Source organism: Flavobacteriales bacterium, assembly GCA_026129465.1.
Lineage (GTDB): Bacteria > Bacteroidota > Bacteroidia > Flavobacteriales_F > PHOS-HE28 > PHOS-HE28.
On record JAHCIA010000001.1, the window covers coordinates 2,917,406 to 2,934,124 of the forward strand.

The 16,719-nt window shown below is 64.2% G+C and carries 15 protein-coding genes; 2 read left to right on the forward strand and 13 right to left on the reverse strand.

Annotated elements, in window-relative coordinates; all coding sequences use genetic code 11:
- Window positions 1-2: 2 nt before the first annotated feature.
- The 10 genes from KIT10_12420 to KIT10_12465 all read right to left on the reverse strand — a co-directional run bounded on the left by KIT10_12420 (window position 3) and on the right by KIT10_12465 (window position 10,570).
- Window positions 3-908, reverse strand: coding sequence for a DMT family transporter (locus KIT10_12420; protein MCW5900065.1), 906 nt, complete (start codon window positions 906-908; stop codon window positions 3-5).
- Between the two features lie 13 nt (window positions 909-921).
- A complete protein-coding gene (locus KIT10_12425; protein MCW5900066.1) occupies window positions 922-1,794 on the reverse strand; it encodes a hypothetical protein in 873 nt (290 codons plus the stop codon).
- Entirely contained in the window at window positions 1,791-2,369 is a 579-nt protein-coding gene (locus KIT10_12430; protein ID MCW5900067.1) for a DUF502 domain-containing protein, read from the reverse strand. Before KIT10_12430 ends, KIT10_12425 begins: the two co-directional genes overlap by 4 nt.
- Window positions 2,370-2,408: 39 nt before the next feature.
- The gene (locus KIT10_12435; protein ID MCW5900068.1) at window positions 2,409-2,765 is read right to left on the reverse strand and encodes an MmcQ/YjbR family DNA-binding protein; all 357 of its coding nucleotides are present in this window, start codon (window positions 2,763-2,765) and stop codon (window positions 2,409-2,411) included.
- A complete protein-coding gene (locus KIT10_12440) occupies window positions 2,762-3,526 on the reverse strand; it encodes a cyclase family protein (protein MCW5900069.1) in 765 nt (254 codons plus the stop codon). The genes KIT10_12435 and KIT10_12440 overlap by 4 nt, the downstream gene beginning before the upstream one ends.
- Window positions 3,516-4,640, reverse strand: a complete 1,125-nt coding sequence (hemW, locus tag KIT10_12445) for a radical SAM family heme chaperone HemW (protein ID MCW5900070.1) — start codon at window positions 4,638-4,640, stop codon at window positions 3,516-3,518. Before hemW ends, KIT10_12440 begins: the two co-directional genes overlap by 11 nt.
- 3 nt (window positions 4,641-4,643) lie before the next feature.
- Window positions 4,644-6,182 carry a HAMP domain-containing histidine kinase gene (locus KIT10_12450; protein MCW5900071.1) on the reverse strand — a complete coding sequence of 513 codons (1,539 nt, stop codon included), beginning with the start codon at window positions 6,180-6,182 and terminating at the stop codon, window positions 4,644-4,646.
- 44 nt (window positions 6,183-6,226) lie between these two features.
- Window positions 6,227-8,911, reverse strand: a complete 2,685-nt coding sequence (locus tag KIT10_12455) for a hypothetical protein (protein MCW5900072.1) — start codon at window positions 8,909-8,911, stop codon at window positions 6,227-6,229.
- Between the two features lie 86 nt (window positions 8,912-8,997).
- The gene (locus tag KIT10_12460) at window positions 8,998-10,206 is read right to left on the reverse strand and encodes an RNA-binding S4 domain-containing protein (protein ID MCW5900073.1); all 1,209 of its coding nucleotides are present in this window, start codon (window positions 10,204-10,206) and stop codon (window positions 8,998-9,000) included.
- Entirely contained in the window at window positions 10,190-10,570 is a 381-nt protein-coding gene (locus tag KIT10_12465; protein MCW5900074.1) for a YraN family protein, read from the reverse strand. The genes KIT10_12460 and KIT10_12465 overlap by 17 nt, the downstream gene beginning before the upstream one ends.
- A 96-nt stretch (window positions 10,571-10,666) precedes the next feature.
- Between KIT10_12465 and KIT10_12470 the strand changes: the two genes are divergently transcribed.
- Complete coding sequence (locus KIT10_12470; GenBank protein ID MCW5900075.1) at window positions 10,667-11,311, forward strand: DUF4412 domain-containing protein; 645 nt, start codon at window positions 10,667-10,669, stop codon at window positions 11,309-11,311.
- A gap of 10 nt (window positions 11,312-11,321) precedes the next feature.
- Here the strand turns inward: KIT10_12470 and KIT10_12475 are convergent, their stop codons facing one another.
- From KIT10_12475 to KIT10_12485, 3 genes are all read right to left on the reverse strand, one after another.
- The gene (locus KIT10_12475; GenBank protein ID MCW5900076.1) at window positions 11,322-12,269 is read right to left on the reverse strand and encodes an LD-carboxypeptidase; all 948 of its coding nucleotides are present in this window, start codon (window positions 12,267-12,269) and stop codon (window positions 11,322-11,324) included.
- A 46-nt stretch (window positions 12,270-12,315) separates the two neighbouring features.
- Window positions 12,316-13,800 (reverse strand): T9SS type A sorting domain-containing protein, encoded by a 1,485-nt coding sequence (locus KIT10_12480; protein MCW5900077.1) that lies wholly within the window; start codon window positions 13,798-13,800, stop codon window positions 12,316-12,318.
- 103 nt (window positions 13,801-13,903) lie between these two features.
- On the reverse strand, window positions 13,904-14,521 hold the full coding sequence (locus KIT10_12485) for an outer membrane beta-barrel protein (protein ID MCW5900078.1): 618 nt from the start codon (window positions 14,519-14,521) through the stop codon (window positions 13,904-13,906).
- Window positions 14,522-14,578: 57 nt separating this feature from the next.
- On the opposite strand from KIT10_12485, the gene metG reads away from it, so the two are divergent.
- Window positions 14,579-16,708 (forward strand): methionine--tRNA ligase, encoded by a 2,130-nt coding sequence (gene metG / locus KIT10_12490; GenBank protein MCW5900079.1) that lies wholly within the window; start codon window positions 14,579-14,581, stop codon window positions 16,706-16,708.
- Window positions 16,709-16,719 lie beyond the last annotated feature (11 nt).

Genomic DNA, 16,719 nt, shown 5'->3' on the forward strand with positions numbered 1-16,719 from the left:
GATCAGTGCGACAATGGTGCCACACCCGCCATGCGCCGGGCTTCGCGCTTGGCGAACCAGCCATTGGTGAAGAGGCAGGCGAGGATCAGCGCGAAACCCGCGTAGCTGCCCAGGTGCAGTTTCTCATCATCGCCCCAGATGACCAGTGCCAGCACGATGCTGTAGACCGGCTCGAGGTTCACGGTGAGGCTCACGGTGAAGGCGCTCAACTGGCGCATGACGGCGATGCCCGCCACGAAGGCGAAGCTGGTGCACAGCAGGCCAAGGACCAGATGCCACAGCACCTGGTCGCCGGCCAGCGACCACAAGGGCGGCGGCAACGTCCCTTCCACGGCCATCCACACGCCCACCACCACCGCCGCGCCGAACAACTCATACAGGCCGATGCGCCCGCTGTGGTCGCGCTTCACCAGTTGACCGTTCACCACGGTGAACCAGGCGGAGAGCAAGGCCGAGGTGGTGGCCACCAGCATGCCCATGCGCTGGCCGGTTTCCAGGCCGAAGATCATGACCAACGCGGCGATGACCAGAGAACCGAGTATCAGTTCATAGGGCCGCACACGGCGCTTGTTCCAGATCGGCTCCAGCAAGGCGGTGAAGATGGTGCTGGCGGCGAGGCAGGTGACGGCGATGGACACGCTGCTGATCTTGATGGCATGGAAGAAGGTCCACCAATGCCCGGCGATGATCACGCCCGTGAGCACATGGTGATGCCAGTCGCGCCGGTTGGGCAGCACGGGGAAGCCCATCCACCAGCCGGCGAGCAGCAACCCCAGCACACCGATCACGGTGCGCATGTACACCACCTGTTCGGCGTCCTGGTCGATGAGCCTGCCCAGGATGCCGGTGAGGCCCCAGATGAGCACGGTGATGTGCAGGAGCAGCAGGGCATTGTGGCGGCTTCGCATGCTGCTGGTGTGATCAGTGGATGGCTTCGCGTGCTTCACGAAGCTCTTCCGTACGCGCGCGCTGCCGCTCGATCTCCTGCCGTTTCGCGGCTTGTGCTTCGGCATTGCGGCGCAGTCCATCCTTCAATCCGGCATCACGCTTTCGGGCCTGTTCCATCGCGCGCTGCGCGGCGGCATGCCGCGATGTCAACTTGTCATGGTGCTTTTCCCGCGCCTTCAGTTCCTTGACGCCTTCCTCGGTGTGCGCCTCGCGCAGCGCTGCCCGCCGTTCCTCGGCATGCGTCCTGGCCACTTCGATCTCCTGTGCCAGCCGTGCCTGGTCCGCCACGGAGGTGCTGTCGCGCTGCCGGGCCTTGGAGCGCTGCATCTCCATGCGCCCCTGCTCGCGCTCCAGCATCGCCAGTTCGCCGCGCATGCGGGACAATGTCCGATCGGCCTGCAGTACCGCTTCGTCCGCGAGCCGGATGCGCAGGGCCAGGGCTTCGCGCCGCACGAATTCGCGCGCGCCCCGGACCATGGCGCTGTCGCTTCCCGGCCCGAGCCAGCCCATCGTGGTGAGAAAGGCCACATGCAACGTGGTGCTGCCGCTGCCTCGCGGCTGGTCGCCTTTCACCAGCACGCGCATCGTATCGTGCGAGATCTCCGGGATCAACGCCGTCATGCCGATGATCTCCTTCTTGCCGCCCACCTTGTGGCTCACGCGCTTCAGCACGCCGCGCCAGTGGTCCTCGATGGTCCGCGTACCAGCACCGTGGAAGGTCACGGCGAAGGTGGGGTGGATGCCGTCGCTGAAGGCGAAGGAGCGCTTCTCCACGGTGGTGGCATCCTGTGCGGCGCACGCCAGGGAGAGGCCCATTCCGGCCACGATGCAGCAAGCGCGGATCATGCTTCGTCCACTTGGCTCACGCCTCCGCTCACCACGAACTTCATCACATCGGTGGCGTTGGCCGGGATGGGGGTGATGTTCGCCATCGGCACGATCACCAGGTTGCCGCTCCAGGCGAAGGCGTGGGGCAGGTACACGGCCACCTTGCCGCCGGCGATGCCCAGATGCGACAGGTCGTCCTGCGTGATGAAGCCCACGCGCTCCACATCCATCGCGGAGCCGAGCCTCACCAGCACCGGCCGGTCGAATTTCTTCTTGTTGCCCACGAGCGCCTCCACGATGTCCTTCAGCGCGCCGTACATGGTCTTCAGGAAGGGGATGCGCTGCAAGGCCTCCTCGATGAGGTCGGCGAAGGGTTGGAACAAAAGCGAACTCGCCAGCCACCCCGCGCCTGTGATGATCGCCAGCAGCAGAATGATGCCCAGCCCGGGGATGTCGGTCTCGATGAGGCCATCGAGGAAGGCCAGTGAGCGCCAGACGGCCCAGACCGTGAGGGTGGCGGGCACGAGCACGAGCAGGCCTCGGAAGAAGTAGCTGAGGAAGATCTTGCCGATACGGCGTGTGGTGAGGCTCATGGCGGGGTGGATGGGCCCCGCAAAGCTATCGGACCGTCCTCACGCGCCCTGCTCCAGTTCGCGGCGAGCACGGGCCGGCAGTGAAGCCCGCACCAGGTCGTAACTGTGGCGCGCCAGTTCAAGAAGCAAGGCCGCCGGTACGCTTCCATCGGTGGTCACCGTGTTCCAATGCGCCTTGTTCATGTGGTAGCCCGGGGTGATGCCACCAAAGCGCTCGCGCAGGTCGATGGCGCGTTCCGGGTCGCACTTCAGGTTCACGCTTGTGAAGAGGTCCACATCCATCAAGGCGAAGATCTTGCCGCCCACGCGGAAGGCCAGGGTGCTCGCATCGAAGGGCAGGTCCTCGGTGAAGCCCGGGAAGCGCGCGCAGTGGTCGCGGAATTCCGCCAAGGTCATGGCAGCAAGGCGTAGAGCACAGGCCGGCTGGGGGCCGCGTCGTTCATGAAGTTCGCCACCTGCAATTCCAGCAGGTAGTCACCATCGCGCACTTCCCGGGGTATCCGCAGCAATTCGGAGATGGTGCGTTCCTGATCGGTGCTGTTGGGGAAATCCCAGAAGGCATGGTGCGCGGCCAGCACACCGCCATCCTCTTCGCGGTCAATGCTGGGCAGGTCCAGCAACAGGTGTTTCACGCCGATGCTGCGCAGCCAGGCGCATGCGGTGCTCTGCAGATAACAGGGGTTCGATCCGCTCCAATCGCGTGTGGTGGCGTCATCGCGGTGTGGCAGGGTGCGCACGATGATGGCTTCCGGGGGGCGTTCGCTCACCACGTTGCGCAGTTGTTCCAAGGTGATCACCTGGTCCTCCCTGGCATCGGGTGCGCGCCGTGTTTCGGGCAACAGGCTCACCAGTTGGGCGGTGAAGAAGTAGCGCTTCAGCAAGCCGCCCACCGGATGGATCTCGGGACTGATGTGGCCCACGCTCTCGGTGTGGGTGCCGTGGCCGTGTGGATTGAAATGGATGTCTCGGAAATTCACCGGGGCACCATCCTGCACGCTGAAGCGCGTGTCGCCCATGCGCACGGGCTCCATCGTCACCGGGCCCACGTACCATGCCTTGGTGCGGCCCTCGCCCGCGTGCAGCGGCAGACTCAGGTCGATGGGTTTCGACAGGTCCACGCGGAAGCTGCGGCCGTGGTGGGTGATCTCAGCGATCATCGTCGGTGACGAACAGGTCCGATGCGATGCGGTCGGCGTGGTGCCTGCCCGCCCTGGTCAAAGCTAAGCGGCCCCCTTCCAGGGTCAGGTTCCCTTGGTCGAGGTGTTTCCGCAGCAGGCCCTTGTTGACCCGCAGGGCGTCGATCTCCAACTGGTCGGTGCGCACGCCCGCGATCGTACGCAGGCCGGTCATCAAAAGTTCGTTGGTGCGTTTCGCCGGGGTCAGTTCCTCCTCGTCCCACCAGGGATCGCCGCGTTCAATGGCCTGTGCGTAACGCAGGTTGTGGGCCAGGTTCCAGCGACGACTTCGACCGTCGTAGCTGTGCGCCGATGGACCTGCCCCCAGGTAGGGCACACCCTCCCAATAGGCCGCATTGTGGCGGGATCGGTGGCCCGCCCGCCCGAAGTTGCTGATCTCGTATTGCTCCAGGCCGGCCTGCGCCATGCGGTCCATCAAGCGATCGAATTGGGCGCTCTGGTCCACATCGTCCGGCATGCGCAACAGGCCCAGGCGCACCTGGTGGTCCAGCGCGGTGCGTGCCTCCACGGTGAGGCAGTATGCGCTCAGGTGCGGCATGCCGTGGTCCAGGGCGATGGTGAGTTGCTCGTCCCATTCGGCAGTTGTCATGCCCGGCAGGCCGTAGATCAGGTCGATGGTCCAGGACGCGAACCCTGCGCCGGCGATGAGCGCGATGCTGTCCATCGCTTGTCGCGCGTCATGCGCCCGCCCCATCCATTTCAAGCGCTCATCGCGGAAGCTTTGTGTGCCCAGGCTGATGCGCGTGATACCGAGTTCCTTCCACATCGCGAGACGGTCCGGCGTGATGTCGTCCGGATTGGTCTCCAGGGTGATCTCGGCACCGGGTTCCACACCTTGGCGTTCATGTATCACACGCATGAAGCCCGTGATCTCATCCTGCTCCAGCAAGCTTGGTGTGCCACCGCCGAAGTAGACCGTGCCGAAGGGCCCATCCACCTCCCCCGAGCGAGCCTCCAATTCACGGTGCATGGCGGCCAGCACGCGTGACCGGGCGCCCATGCTGGTGCTGAAGTGGAAGTCGCAATAGTTGCAGGCCTTGCGACAGAAGGGGATATGCAGGTAGAGCCCCGCCATGGCTCAGGTGGGTTCGCTCACCAACGCCGAACCCAGTACACCGGCATTGAGCGTGATCCGGAAGGTCGTGCCCTTGCCAGGCGCGCTGCGTTTCACCACGATGCGGCCCTTGTGGTATTCTTCGATGATGCGCTTGCTCAGCGAGAGGCCAAGCCCCCAGCCGCGCCGCTTGGTGGTGAAGCCGGGGCGGAACACGGTGGCGTGCTGCGACGAAGGGATGCCCTTGCCCGTGTCGGTGACGTCGATATGCACCACGCTCGCCTCGGGCACGATCTCGATCGTGATGGCGCCTTCCCCTTCCATGGCATCCACCGCGTTGCGGATGAGGTTCTCGATCACCCAACTGAAGAGCGCACGGTTCAGCGGCACCTGCGATTCCGTGTCGGACGGCTGCTGCACGTCGATCCTCACCCGGCCCGGCAGCCGCGGCCGCAAGTAGAGCACCGTGGCGCGCAACGTATGGTAGATCCTCTCCGGGGTCAGTGCGGGCGCCGAGCCGATCTTGCTGAAGCGTTCGGTGATCACCTCCAGCCGGTCCACATCCTTGCGCATCTCGTTGATGGCCCCGGGGTCCACGCCCTGTGATCGGAGCAGTTCCATCCAGGCCATGAGCGAACTGAGCGGCGTGCCCAACTGGTGCGCCGTCTCCTTGGCCATGCCCACCCACACCTGGTCCTGCTCCGCCTTGCGGAATACGCTGAACAGGGCGTAGGCCACCAGCAGGAAAAGGCAGATGATGGCCAGCTGCACGTAAGGGAAGTAGCGCAGCTGCGTGATCACCAGCGATTCCTCGTAGAAGATCCAGTGGCGCCCCTGTCCGGGCAGTTGGATGGCGATGGGCGCGTTGGCCTTCTCCATGGCGGCTATGCGCGCCAGCATGGCCAGGCTGTCGGAGGCGATCTCCTCGTCGATGTTGGTGTGCTCTATGATCCGTGTGCGTGTGCTGTCGGTGTAGATCACCGGCACGGCGGCGGTGCCCATCACTGTTTCGGAGATGAAGGAGCTGATGATGCCGTCCATCACTTCCTGCAATTCGGTGAACACGCGCGAGTCCTTGTAATAGAGGTATTGCTTGTCGCGCGCCACGTCGATCTCGATGGGCTCGCCACGCTGCGCCATCAGGGCCACCTCGGCTTTCAGCAGCGCCGGGTCCCTGGAGATGCGCTCCGGCAGATTGCGGTGGAAACGCGGTTCGCCCTTGCTGTCGGTGATGATCACCGGGATGGTGGTGTTGTCCGTCACCACCTTCAGCACGAAGGTGAGGTCCACATCGCGGCCGCTCACCAGCCGTTGCTGCGCCTCGCCGAGCAGTTCGGCCTTCTTGCGCTCCTCATCACGCAGCCGCTCGAACAGCCGTTCCGTGTAGTTGACCAGCTCGGCGCGGTTCTGCACCGCCTCCGCCCATAGGCGCACCTTGCGGCGCTCGCCCTCGCGCACATTCTCCACGATCTGGTTGCTGTACCAGAGCGATGCCGCCACCAAAGCGAAGGCCACGGCGGCGAGCACCAGTTTCCAGCGTTGCTTGCGCGAATAGAGGTCCATGCGTTCCGGCGGCCGTGAAGATCGCCAATGCGCGGCGGCCCGCTTCAATCCTCCACCTTGAACCGCTCCTTTTCCTCCGGCTCCTTGGCCTTGTCCAGCAGTTTGCCCAGCCCACGCTTGGGTTTCTCCTCCTTCTTGGCATCTGTCTGACCGGGCGTCCGGCCATCATCCCACTCCACCTCGAAGCTCGGGGTGTTGGCGGGTGTCGCGGGCTTTTCGGCCTTGGTGTCGTCGCGCCCCTTGAAAAGCCCGAGTTCTTCGCGCAGGATGCTGCGCAGTTCGTCCTTCTCCTGCTGGAACTGGTCGCGCCGGCGCTGGCTGGCCATGGCGCGGTCATTGGCGAAGCGCGGGTCGTTGGCGGTGCCGTACATGTGCAGGAAGATGCGCATGCCGGTGCCATCGTCGATGATCGGGCCGAACTCGTCCTTCGCGGGTTTGCCCAGGCGGAAGAGGTCGCCAAGACGGAAGTCCAGGTGGTGATCGATGCGGTCGTCGAACCAATGGGTGCCACTGAGGCGGATGTCCAGCGTATTGCTGCGCACCTCCATGGCGGGGATGCGCACGGCGCCATCGCGGATCTCGATGCGGTTCTCCAGCCTGGCGAACCGAACATCGGCGAGCCGGTCGCGCAGCGCCTTGGTGTCCACGAAGGGGGATACGAGCTTGTTCTTGCGCAAGTGGTCGGCGATCTCCAGCAGGGGCTTGTGGTCCTTGATACCACCGTCGTCCACGATGATGTCGATAGTGCAGACGAGGCGGTCCATGTCCAGCGCGAAGCTTGGTTTGAGGGGTGCGCGCATGGAAATGCGGGCCTGCGCCGTGCCGCTGAGGTGGCGATGGCCGATGAAGTCCTGGCCGAAGTCCTGGAATTCCCGGAAGAGGGCCTTGATGTCGATGGCCTGACAGGTGGCATCGATGGCCAGGGGGAAGGAGGCGCCGCCACCGGGGCGCGCATCGAGTTCGAGGCTGCCGAGCACGGCGCCCCTGGCGGTGTTGAAGGTCACGGGCGCCACCCGCAGCATGCGGTCCTTCAGACGCATGCCGCCGTTGATGGCCGTGGCTTCGAAGTCCTCGAAGACCAGTTGGTCCACCTGGGCGCGCAGGTCCAGATCGATGGTGGCGGGCAGGCTCAGCACATACGGATTGATGTTCGCCGTGCTATTCGCGGACCGCTCATCGGTCAGCAGGGCGGCGAGGTCGATGCGCGGGGAGGAGAACTCGGCCTGGATGGCGAGTTTCTGGTCGTTGAACAGGAGGTAGGGCACCAGGTCACGCAGATCGCCACGCAGGGCCATGGCGTTGCCTTGGATCACGGCTCTCGGGATGTCCACCCGGGCGTCGTTCCCCTGCAAGGCGAGGTCCGCATCGAGGTGCTCCACCCGGTGGCGGATGCCCTTCAATTTCAGCGTGGCATCGCGCAGGGATGCGTTGCCCGAGATCTTCAGGGCCTTCAGGTCGGCCACACGGAAGTCGGCCACATCGCGCAGGCGCCCCTCCACGCTGGCATCCGCCCGCACACGCCCGCTCACCTGTTCCAAGGTGTCGATCCGTGCGATGCGGAGCAGGTCGGCCAGGGCCATGTCCGCCCGGAGGCTGGCCTTCAGCGGCGCGTTGGTCAGGCCCTTGCTGTCCCATTCCGCCGCGAAGGAGCCGCCGCCACTGCGCGCCTCCAATCCGCTGATCAGCAGCCGTTGAAGATCGCCCCGGGCATTGAGTTCGATGGCCACTTCGCCCCGGACATCCGTGAGTACCGCGCCACTTCGTTTCTCCTTCAACCTGCCGCCCGTGACCTTGGCTCCCACCGACAAGGCCGGGGCGTCCATGGGCCCGGCGTAGCGCAGGGCGATGTCGCCGGTGCCTTTCACCACGTAGTGGCCCAGTTGCGCATGCATCGCTTCCGGCAGCAACTCCAGCACACGGTCCAGCGGCAGGCCGAGTCCATTGGCGCGCAGGTCCACGGTGCGTTCCCGTTCGGTGCCGGTAATGGCCAGGGCCACTTCCAGGGGCGCATCACCAAGGTCCACCGTGCCGTGTGGGATGCGGAATGCACCTTCCTCACCGCCGAATCCGAGGTCCAGTCGCAACTGGGCCTGCCGCTCGCCCACGTGCCGGGTCTCGCCCTGGTCCCAATGCCGCAGCGCCAGGTCGCCTTCCAGCCGCAGGGTGTTCAGGCCTTCGCCGAAACGTCCCGTGAGCGACATGTTGCGGCTGTGCGCCGCCACCTCCAGTTGCGAGCGGTCATCGCGGTAACGCAGGTCCAAGCGATCCATGCTTACGCGCCGCAGATCCACCGTGCCACCGCCGGTGGCGCTGCTGTCCTGCTTCCAGACGAGGTAGTTCTCACGCCCGTTCCCATCCAGCCCCGGTCGCAGGGTCACCCGATCGCCATGGATGCGTTCGATGGTGTGGTCCTTCCGGAAGAGCCCCCAAATGCTGAACTCCAGAAAGAGTTCACGGGCGAAGAGGAGGGTGTCCGCGGCCTGACCGTCGGAACGTTTCTCCATGGCCAGCACATCGTGCAGGCGCAGGCCGGCCATGGGGAAGCGCGCGATGAGGGTGAGGTCCATGTCGCGCACGGACACCGGCGCATCGAGCTGATCGTTGATGGCGCCCACAAGTGCGGCCTTCACCTCGGGTTCGTAGTGCTTGGCCAGGAACACCAAGGTGGTGAGGGCCACCACGAAAAGGACGGCGGCGAGGAGCAGGATCTTCCGGAGACGGCGGAACATGGGAACGGCGCAAGGTATCCGCGTGCGCAGCGGGATAACGGCCGATCGCGTGCCGTTCGTTCACAGCGGCTTGTGGGCCGGTGGGATCAGCGCCGTTTGCTGAGGAAGAGCACCTCCTTTTCCGTGAGGTGCCGCCACTTGCCCCGGGGCAGGTCCTTTTTGGTGAGGCCTGCGAAGACCACGCGGTCCAGCTTGACCACCTGGTAACCGAGGGACTCGAACATGCGGCGCACGATGCGGTTGCGGCCCATGTGCAGCTTCACGCCCACCTCGCGCTTGGTGGCGCCGGTCACGAAGTCCACCTCGTCCGCCTGGGCGGGTCCATCCTCCAATTGCACGCCCTGCACCAGCTGTTGCATGTGGGCCTTGGTCACGGCCTTGTCCAACTCCACATGGTAGATCTTCTCCGCGCCGTGGCTCGGGTGGGTGAGCTTCTTGGCCAGGTCACCGTCGTTGGTCATCAGCAGCACGCCGGTGGTGTTGCGGTCCAGGCGGCCAACGGGGTAGATGCGTTCCGGACATGCCGCGGTCACAAGGGCCATCACGGTACGGCGGTCGCGCTCATCGTCGGTGGTGGTGATGAAGCCCTTGGGTTTGTTCAGCAACACGTAACGCTTGGTCTCCATGCTGATGCGCTGGCCGCCATAGTGGACCTTGTCGCCGGGCATCACTTTGGTACCCAGTTCGGTCACCACTTGGCCGTTCACCGTCACCACGCCGGCCTTGATCAGGTCGTCGGCTTCACGGCGGCTGCAGATGCCGCTTTGGGCCAGGTAGCGGTTGAGGCGGATGAGACCATCACTGGGTGCCGGGGCCTTGTGCCGGGCACCCTTGCCATGGATGTGCCCCCGACCCACCCCGGGTGGGCGTCCGGCGCGCTGTTCCCGTTTCTCGCGTTTGCGGTCGTCCCGCTCCTGCTTGTACTGCTCCTTCACGGATGGCCGTGCGGGCCTGTCCGCCCGGCTCCCCCGGTCCGCTTCGTCCCGAGGCCTTTCACCACGGCGGACCGCTCCGGACGGGCGTCCGGAGCGCTGTTTCCCGTTCTCGCGTTCGCGGTCTTCCCGCTCCTGCTTGTACCGATCCTTCACGGATGGCCGCGCGGGCTTGTCCACCCGGTTCCCCCGGTCCACTTCGTCCCAAGACCTTTCACCACGGCGGACCGCGCCTGGGGGCCGGCGACCGGCGCGTTTGGAGCTGCCTTGGCCATCCGGCGGTCGCGAAGCGGGTCGCTGGGCACCATTACCGCGCCCAGTGCGGCCTTGGGGGTTCCTGCGGGACTTATCTCGGTCGGTCATGTAGGGTGGGATAGAAGGCGTCAGTGATGTGGTGGATGTATGGTTTGCCACCGGGGTGCAGGATGATGCTGATGATATCGAACCGGAGGCCGAGTTGGCATCCGGTCGCTTCCACATAGGCATTGGCCGCCTTGAGGATCTTGCCGCGTTTGCCCTTCTTCACTGCTTCGGCGGGTTGCCCGTATTGGTCGCTGCTGCGGGTCTTCACCTCCACGATCACCAGTTCCATGCCCTGCCGTGCGATGATGTCCAGCTCGTGCCGGCCATGGCGCCAGTTGCGCTCAAGCACCTCCAGGCCATGCTCCTCCAGGAAGCGGCTGGCGATGGTCTCACCCCGGTCGCCGGTGACGTTATGCTCGGCCATGCGTCGATAAGTCGCTTGCGTAACCCTGACCCAAGGGGTCCGTTGAAGGCCAAAATTGGGGAACTTTCCGCCTGATCCAAGGAACCCTGCGAACCCATGCGAACCTTTCCTCGCCTCGCCTGCATTTCAGCCCTGTTGTCTTTGTCGCTGATGTCCCCGCTGATGGCCCAGGCCTTTGAGGGGATCATCGAATTCACCAAGACGACCGGCCCCGTGGTGACCAACTACAAGTACCATGTCAAGGGCGATCGCATCCGCATCGAGGAGATCAGTGCCCGCGGCGAGGTGCAGGGCATCATGCTGGTGGACACGCGCGACAAGACCGTCACGGCCATCAGCCCCGAGCGCAAGCTTTACATGGACGTGCCCAACATGCGCCTGCCCAAGGATGTGAAGACCGTGGTGCAGAAGACCACCGAGACGATGACCTTCGCCGGCTACACCTGCGAGAAGTGGGTGGTGAAGAGTCAGGCCGAGGATCGTCAACTCACCTACTGGGTGGCGGCCGACCAGTTCAATTTCTTCATCCCCTTGCTGGAGACCCTGAACCGCAAGGATGAGCAGGCCGTGTTCTTCCTGCAGGTGAAGGATTCGAAAGGTGTGTTCCCCATGCTCGGCATCGAGCAGAAGTTGGATGGCGCGGAGATCAGCCGCTTGGAGGTGACCAAGGTGACCAAAGGCGCCCAGAAGCCGGCCCTGTTCGAGATCCCCGGCGGGTACAACAAGTTCGAGCGGAATTAGGCCGCAGTGGTCAAGCGTAGCTCAGCGTCGCGCCCATGGGGGTGACGCTGAGCTTCGCTTTTGCGCCCATTATGAGCGCCCGGTTGTCGGCGACATGCCCGGCCGGGAAGCCAAAGCACACTGGGTAGCCGTAAGGCGCCACCGCCTCGGCGATCATGGCCTCGGCTTCCATGCCGAAGGGGTCCTTGTCATCCTTGTCGCGCATGCCGCTCATGCCCCCCACGATCAAGCCTGCCAGCTCCTTGAACCAGCCGCCGTGCTTCAGGTTCTGCACCATGCGGTCCACATGGTACCGGAGTTCGTCCAGGTCTTCCAGGAAGAGGACCTTGCCCTTGGGGTCGATGTCGAAGGGCGTGCCGCGCAGGGCGTAGAGAATGGAGAGGTTGCCGCCCACAAGTACACCCTCGCACTGGCCAGCGCGCTGAGTATCGAGTGGTGAGTGGTGAGTGGCAGGTCTCGCCGAGTCCACTCGCCACTCACCACTCACCACTCGATACTCCCCCCCGAACAACACCCTCCGCAAACTCTCCCTGCACTCCTCCGTTTTGATCCCGATCGCGAAGGGCATCTGGGCATGCAGGGAAGCTACACCCAGCCCATGCAACGCATTGTGCAACACGGTGATGTCACTGAATCCGATGACCCACTTGGGGTTCCGCTTCAAGGGTGACAGGTCCACCCGGTCCATGATGCGGATGGTGCCGTATCCGCCACGGGCGCACCAGATGGCCCGCACCGCAGGATCCTCTATGGCGGCTTGGAGATCGGCGGCGCGTTCGGCGTCGATGCCCGCCTGCTGGAAGTGTCGGCGGCCAATGCCCGCGCCCAGCTTCACGCGCAGGCCCCAGCTTTCCGCCAGGGCGATGCCGTCGCGCAATTCATCCCTGGAGATGGCACGGGCCGTGGGGATGATGGCGATGGTGTCGCCGGGCCGGAGGGAGGGAGGGATGATGACCATGGGGCGAAGAAAGGTGCTTCCCGCCCACAAGGCCACCACGCGGTCGTCATCGTTCCACCACCAGTCTGTGTGTGACGGCATGCCCGCCATGCAGCACGTTGACCAGATACGCGCCTGGTGCCAGGGATGTGAGGGGGATCTCCATCCGATCCTGCGCCGCACGCTGTTCCAACATCACCCTGCCTGTCACGTCCAGCATGCGCACCACGGCACCCACGGGAACGTCGCGAAGGCTTGCCACCTCGGAAGCCGGGTTGGGGAACACGCCGAAGATGAAAGGGGCCTCCTGCTCGCCCACGGATGCGCCTGTGGCATCACCATTCAAGCGGATGATGTATTGGTTGGTGGGGAAGCCGTCGCCCAGGGTCAAGCCCTGTCCCTGGTAGGAAGCGTTCTGCGTCACCACCAGGATCCTCCCATCTGCCTGCAGGGCGCAGTGATAGGCCAGCGGGGCGTTGCCGAAGCCATTGGCCGTGTCGAAGGTGCTGTCCAGCGTGCCATCCGCGTTGAGGCGCATCACACCGGATATGGAAGTGACCCCATCGTATGCGTTCAGGAAGTAGCCCGTCACGATGATCTTGCCGTCGCTCTGGATGGCCACACCGGTGGGGTATACGCCGCTGATCTGCGAGTTGGTGGCCGCATGGAAGCTCACATCCGGCGTGAGGTCCGCGTTGTAACGCATGATCTTCACGATGCTGGAGGTCTGAAGCCCGGCCACCACGATCTTGCCATCGGGCTGGATGGCCGTGCGCGGGTGGACGTCGTCGAAAATATTGGAGCTGTGGATATAGCCGGTATGCACGAACGACTCGTCCCGCGAGCCGTCGGAGTTCAGCACGGCAAGGCCTCCGGGCCAGTTGTTGAAGCGGCCTGCCACCAGGATCTTCCCATTGGGCAGAACCTTGATATCCCTGATGTTCGTCGGTGCCTGACCGGCATTGAAGGTCCCATCCACCGCGCCATCCGGAAGCAGGCGGCTGATGCCCGTGCCATGGGTCCCGGTGCCGTAAGCCCCGGCGATCAGGATCTTCCCGTCCGGCTGCAACGCGATGGCGTTGATCGTGGGGTTGTTCTCAAAGCCCGCGTTGAAGCTCATGTCCTGGCTGCCATCGTTGTTCAAACGGATGATGCCGCGCTGGTTCACACCGTTGGAGAAGTCCGTGAACTGGCCACCGACCAGGTATTTGCCATCGGACAACTCCACGGCCGATCGGATACGCAGATAGTAGTCCTGGTCGAAGTCGGGCCCGTCGAAGGTGTTGTCCCAGGAACCATTGGCATTCAGGCGTACCACACCGCTCATGGTGGTATGGAGCGGGTCGTGCAACGAACCGAAGAAGAGGATCCTACCATCGGAAAGCGGCAGTACCCTGGTCAGCGGGAATTCGTTCGGGCTGAAGCTCAGCGCGCCAGCGCCGGACAGGTCCAGCACGAAACTTTCGTCGCGATGGGTGTTGGGGGTTTGAGCGTGGGAGAGCAGGGGTAGCGCGAGCAGGCTGCCAAGGAGCAGTGCGTTCTTCATGGTCATGTTGTCCTCGGCAAAGGTCCCTGGAGGCCATGGGCGCAGCATACGGTGATCGCCGTAGCGCGCTACGGCGATCACCGCCATTCACCCGCTCTTCCAAGCGTACTCAGAAGCGTGCCACCAATCCACCCTGCACCACGCTCTTGGCACCGCCCACCTCGGCATAGACGCCTATGTTGCTGGCCAGGAAGTATCGCGCGCCCAGCGTGAACTCGAAGCCGAAGGGCATCAAGCTCTTCAGTTCCACGCCGCTGCCACCATGGGGCCCCGTGGAACTCAATTCCCAGTTGGCGTCGCGGTAGCCCAGCCCGAAACCGAAGTAGGGGTCGAAGCGATCGCTGTTGCCGAAGTGGTAGTTCAGGCGGGCCAGGGCACTCCAGGTGGAACGCTTGGTGGATTCATGATAGTAGTTGATGTTGCTCTGCTCATCCGTCACATCGTAGCGGTATGACCATTCGTTGACGGCATAGGCCAGGTTGAGGCCCAGCCCGATGCGGTCGGTCACGGCGTATTCGTACTTCAGGTAGAGCGGCCCGACCCCCTTGTGGTCGAGGTCCAGGTAGTCGTCGAAGCTCCGATTCAGGTTGCCCAGGAAGGTCACGGCGCCGTGGCCCACGGAGATGGCATGGCCGCCTTCCCGGAAGCCCTGGGCCTGCAGGGTGGTGTGGCCCATCATGCCGGCAAGGGCACCGAGGGCGATGAAGGATCTGATGTTGGTTCGCATGGTGTTGTGAGTTGTTCGAGGCTTGTGACGCCCGGGCCGTTCGCTTGTTACAGGCCCATGATCCGCCCAGCCGATACCTTCGCCGACCGTTGGTCCCATCGCATGAAACCGCCTACCCGCCACACCGTCACCGCCGCGCTGCCTTACGCCAACGGCCCGCTGCACATCGGCCACATCGCGGGGGCCTACCTGCCGGCCGACATCTACGTGCGCAGCTTGCGCCAGCGGGGCAAGGAGGTGCTTTTCGTCTGTGGCAGCGATGAGCATGGCGCGGCCATCACCATGCGGGCCATCAAGGAGGGCACCACCCCGCAGGCCATCGTGGACAAGTACCACGCGCTCATGGGCCGGGCCTTCACCGACTTCGGCATCCACTTCGACATCTACCACCGCACCAGCAGCGCTCTGCACAAGGAAACCTCGCAGGCGTTCTTCCTGCGATTGCACGAGCAGGGCGCCTTCACCGAACAGCGTGAGGAGCAGTACTACGATGAGGAGGCGAAGCAATTCCTGGCCGACCGTTACATCATGGGCACCTGCCCCAAATGCGCCAACCCCGATGCCTATGGCGACCAGTGCGAGAAGTGTGGGAGTGCGCTCAGTCCCAAGGACCTCATCGATCCGCGCAGCACGCTCAGCGGCGCCAAGCCCGTGCTGCGCCACACCAGCCACTGGTACCTGCCCATGGAGCGCAGCCAGCAGTGGATGGAGGACTGGATCAACACCGGTAAGCTTGACGGCGACCAGCAGCACGATCCCACCGAGTGGAAACCGCAGGTGCTGGGCCAGTGCAACAGCTGGCTGAAGGACGGCCTGCGCCCGCGCGCCATGACACGCGATCTGGATTGGGGCGTGCCCGTGCCGCTGCCCAATGCGGACGGCAAGGTGCTGTACGTATGGCTGGATGCGCCCATCGGCTACATCAGCGCGACGAAGCAGTGGGCCCTGGAAAATGGCGAGGACTGGGAGAAGTGGTGGAAAGCGGATGATACCCGCCTGCTGCACTTCATCGGCAAGGACAACATCGTCTTCCACTGCATCATCTTCCCCATCCTGCTGAAGCTGCACGGTGGCTTCGTGCTGCCACAGAACGTGCCAGCCAATGAGTTCCTCAACCTCGAAGGGCGGAAGATCAGTACCAGCCGCAACTGGGCTGTGTGGCTGCATGAATACCTGGAGCGCTGGCCCGGCCGGCAGGACGAGTTGCGCTACGCGCTGGCCACCATCCTGCCCGAGTTCCGCGACAGCGAGTTCACTTGGAAGGACTTCCAGGACAAGAACAACAACGAACTGGTGGCCATCCTGGGGAACTTCGTGCAGCGCGTGTTCGTGCTGAGCCACAAGTACTACGGTGGCAAGGCGCCGGCCAGCGTGGGCAACATTGACCTGGATGTGGCGCTGTGGAGCGCGATCCACGCCCAGGTGGAGGAGGTGGCCGCGCAGGTGGACGCCTTCCGTTTCCGCGATGCGCTGCTGGCCGCGATGAACGTGGCGCGCGCCGGCAACAAGTACCTCAGCGACAACGAGCCTTGGAAGCTGGAAAAGACCGATCCGGACCGCACGCGTACCATCCTGCTCAACAGCCTGAATGTGGCGGCCGTGCTAAGCATCGTGTTGGAGCCCTTCCTGCCCCACACCACCGCCACGCTGCGTCGCATGCTGGGCATCGGCACACTGCCTTGGGGGGACGCCTTCCGTACGGACCTCATCGGCCCCGGCCAGGAGTTGGGCAAGCCCGAACACCTTTTCAAACCCATTACCGACGTGGAGATCCAGCCGGAGATCGATCGTCTACACGCCACCGCACCCTTGGAGCAACCTTCAACCTCTCAACCCTCAACGTCTCAACCTGCCAAGCCTCCGATCACCTTCGACGACTTCACCAAGCTGGACCTGCGCGTGGGCACGATCGTGGCGGCGGAGAAGGTGCCGAAAGCCGACAAGCTGCTGAAACTTGCGATCGACATCGGTGAAGCGGAACCGCGCACGGTGGTCAGTGGCATCGCCATGCACTACGCGCCCGAGCAGTTGCCCGGCCAACAGGTGGTGCTGGTGGCCAATCTGGAGCCGCGCAAGATGCGTGGGGTGGAAAGCCAGGGCATGGTGCTGATGGCCGAGGATGCCGATGGAAGGCTCGTGTTCGTAGAGCCCAAGGAGGTGGTGAAGCCAGGTGGGGAGGTCCGGTAGGGCCGGGTTCT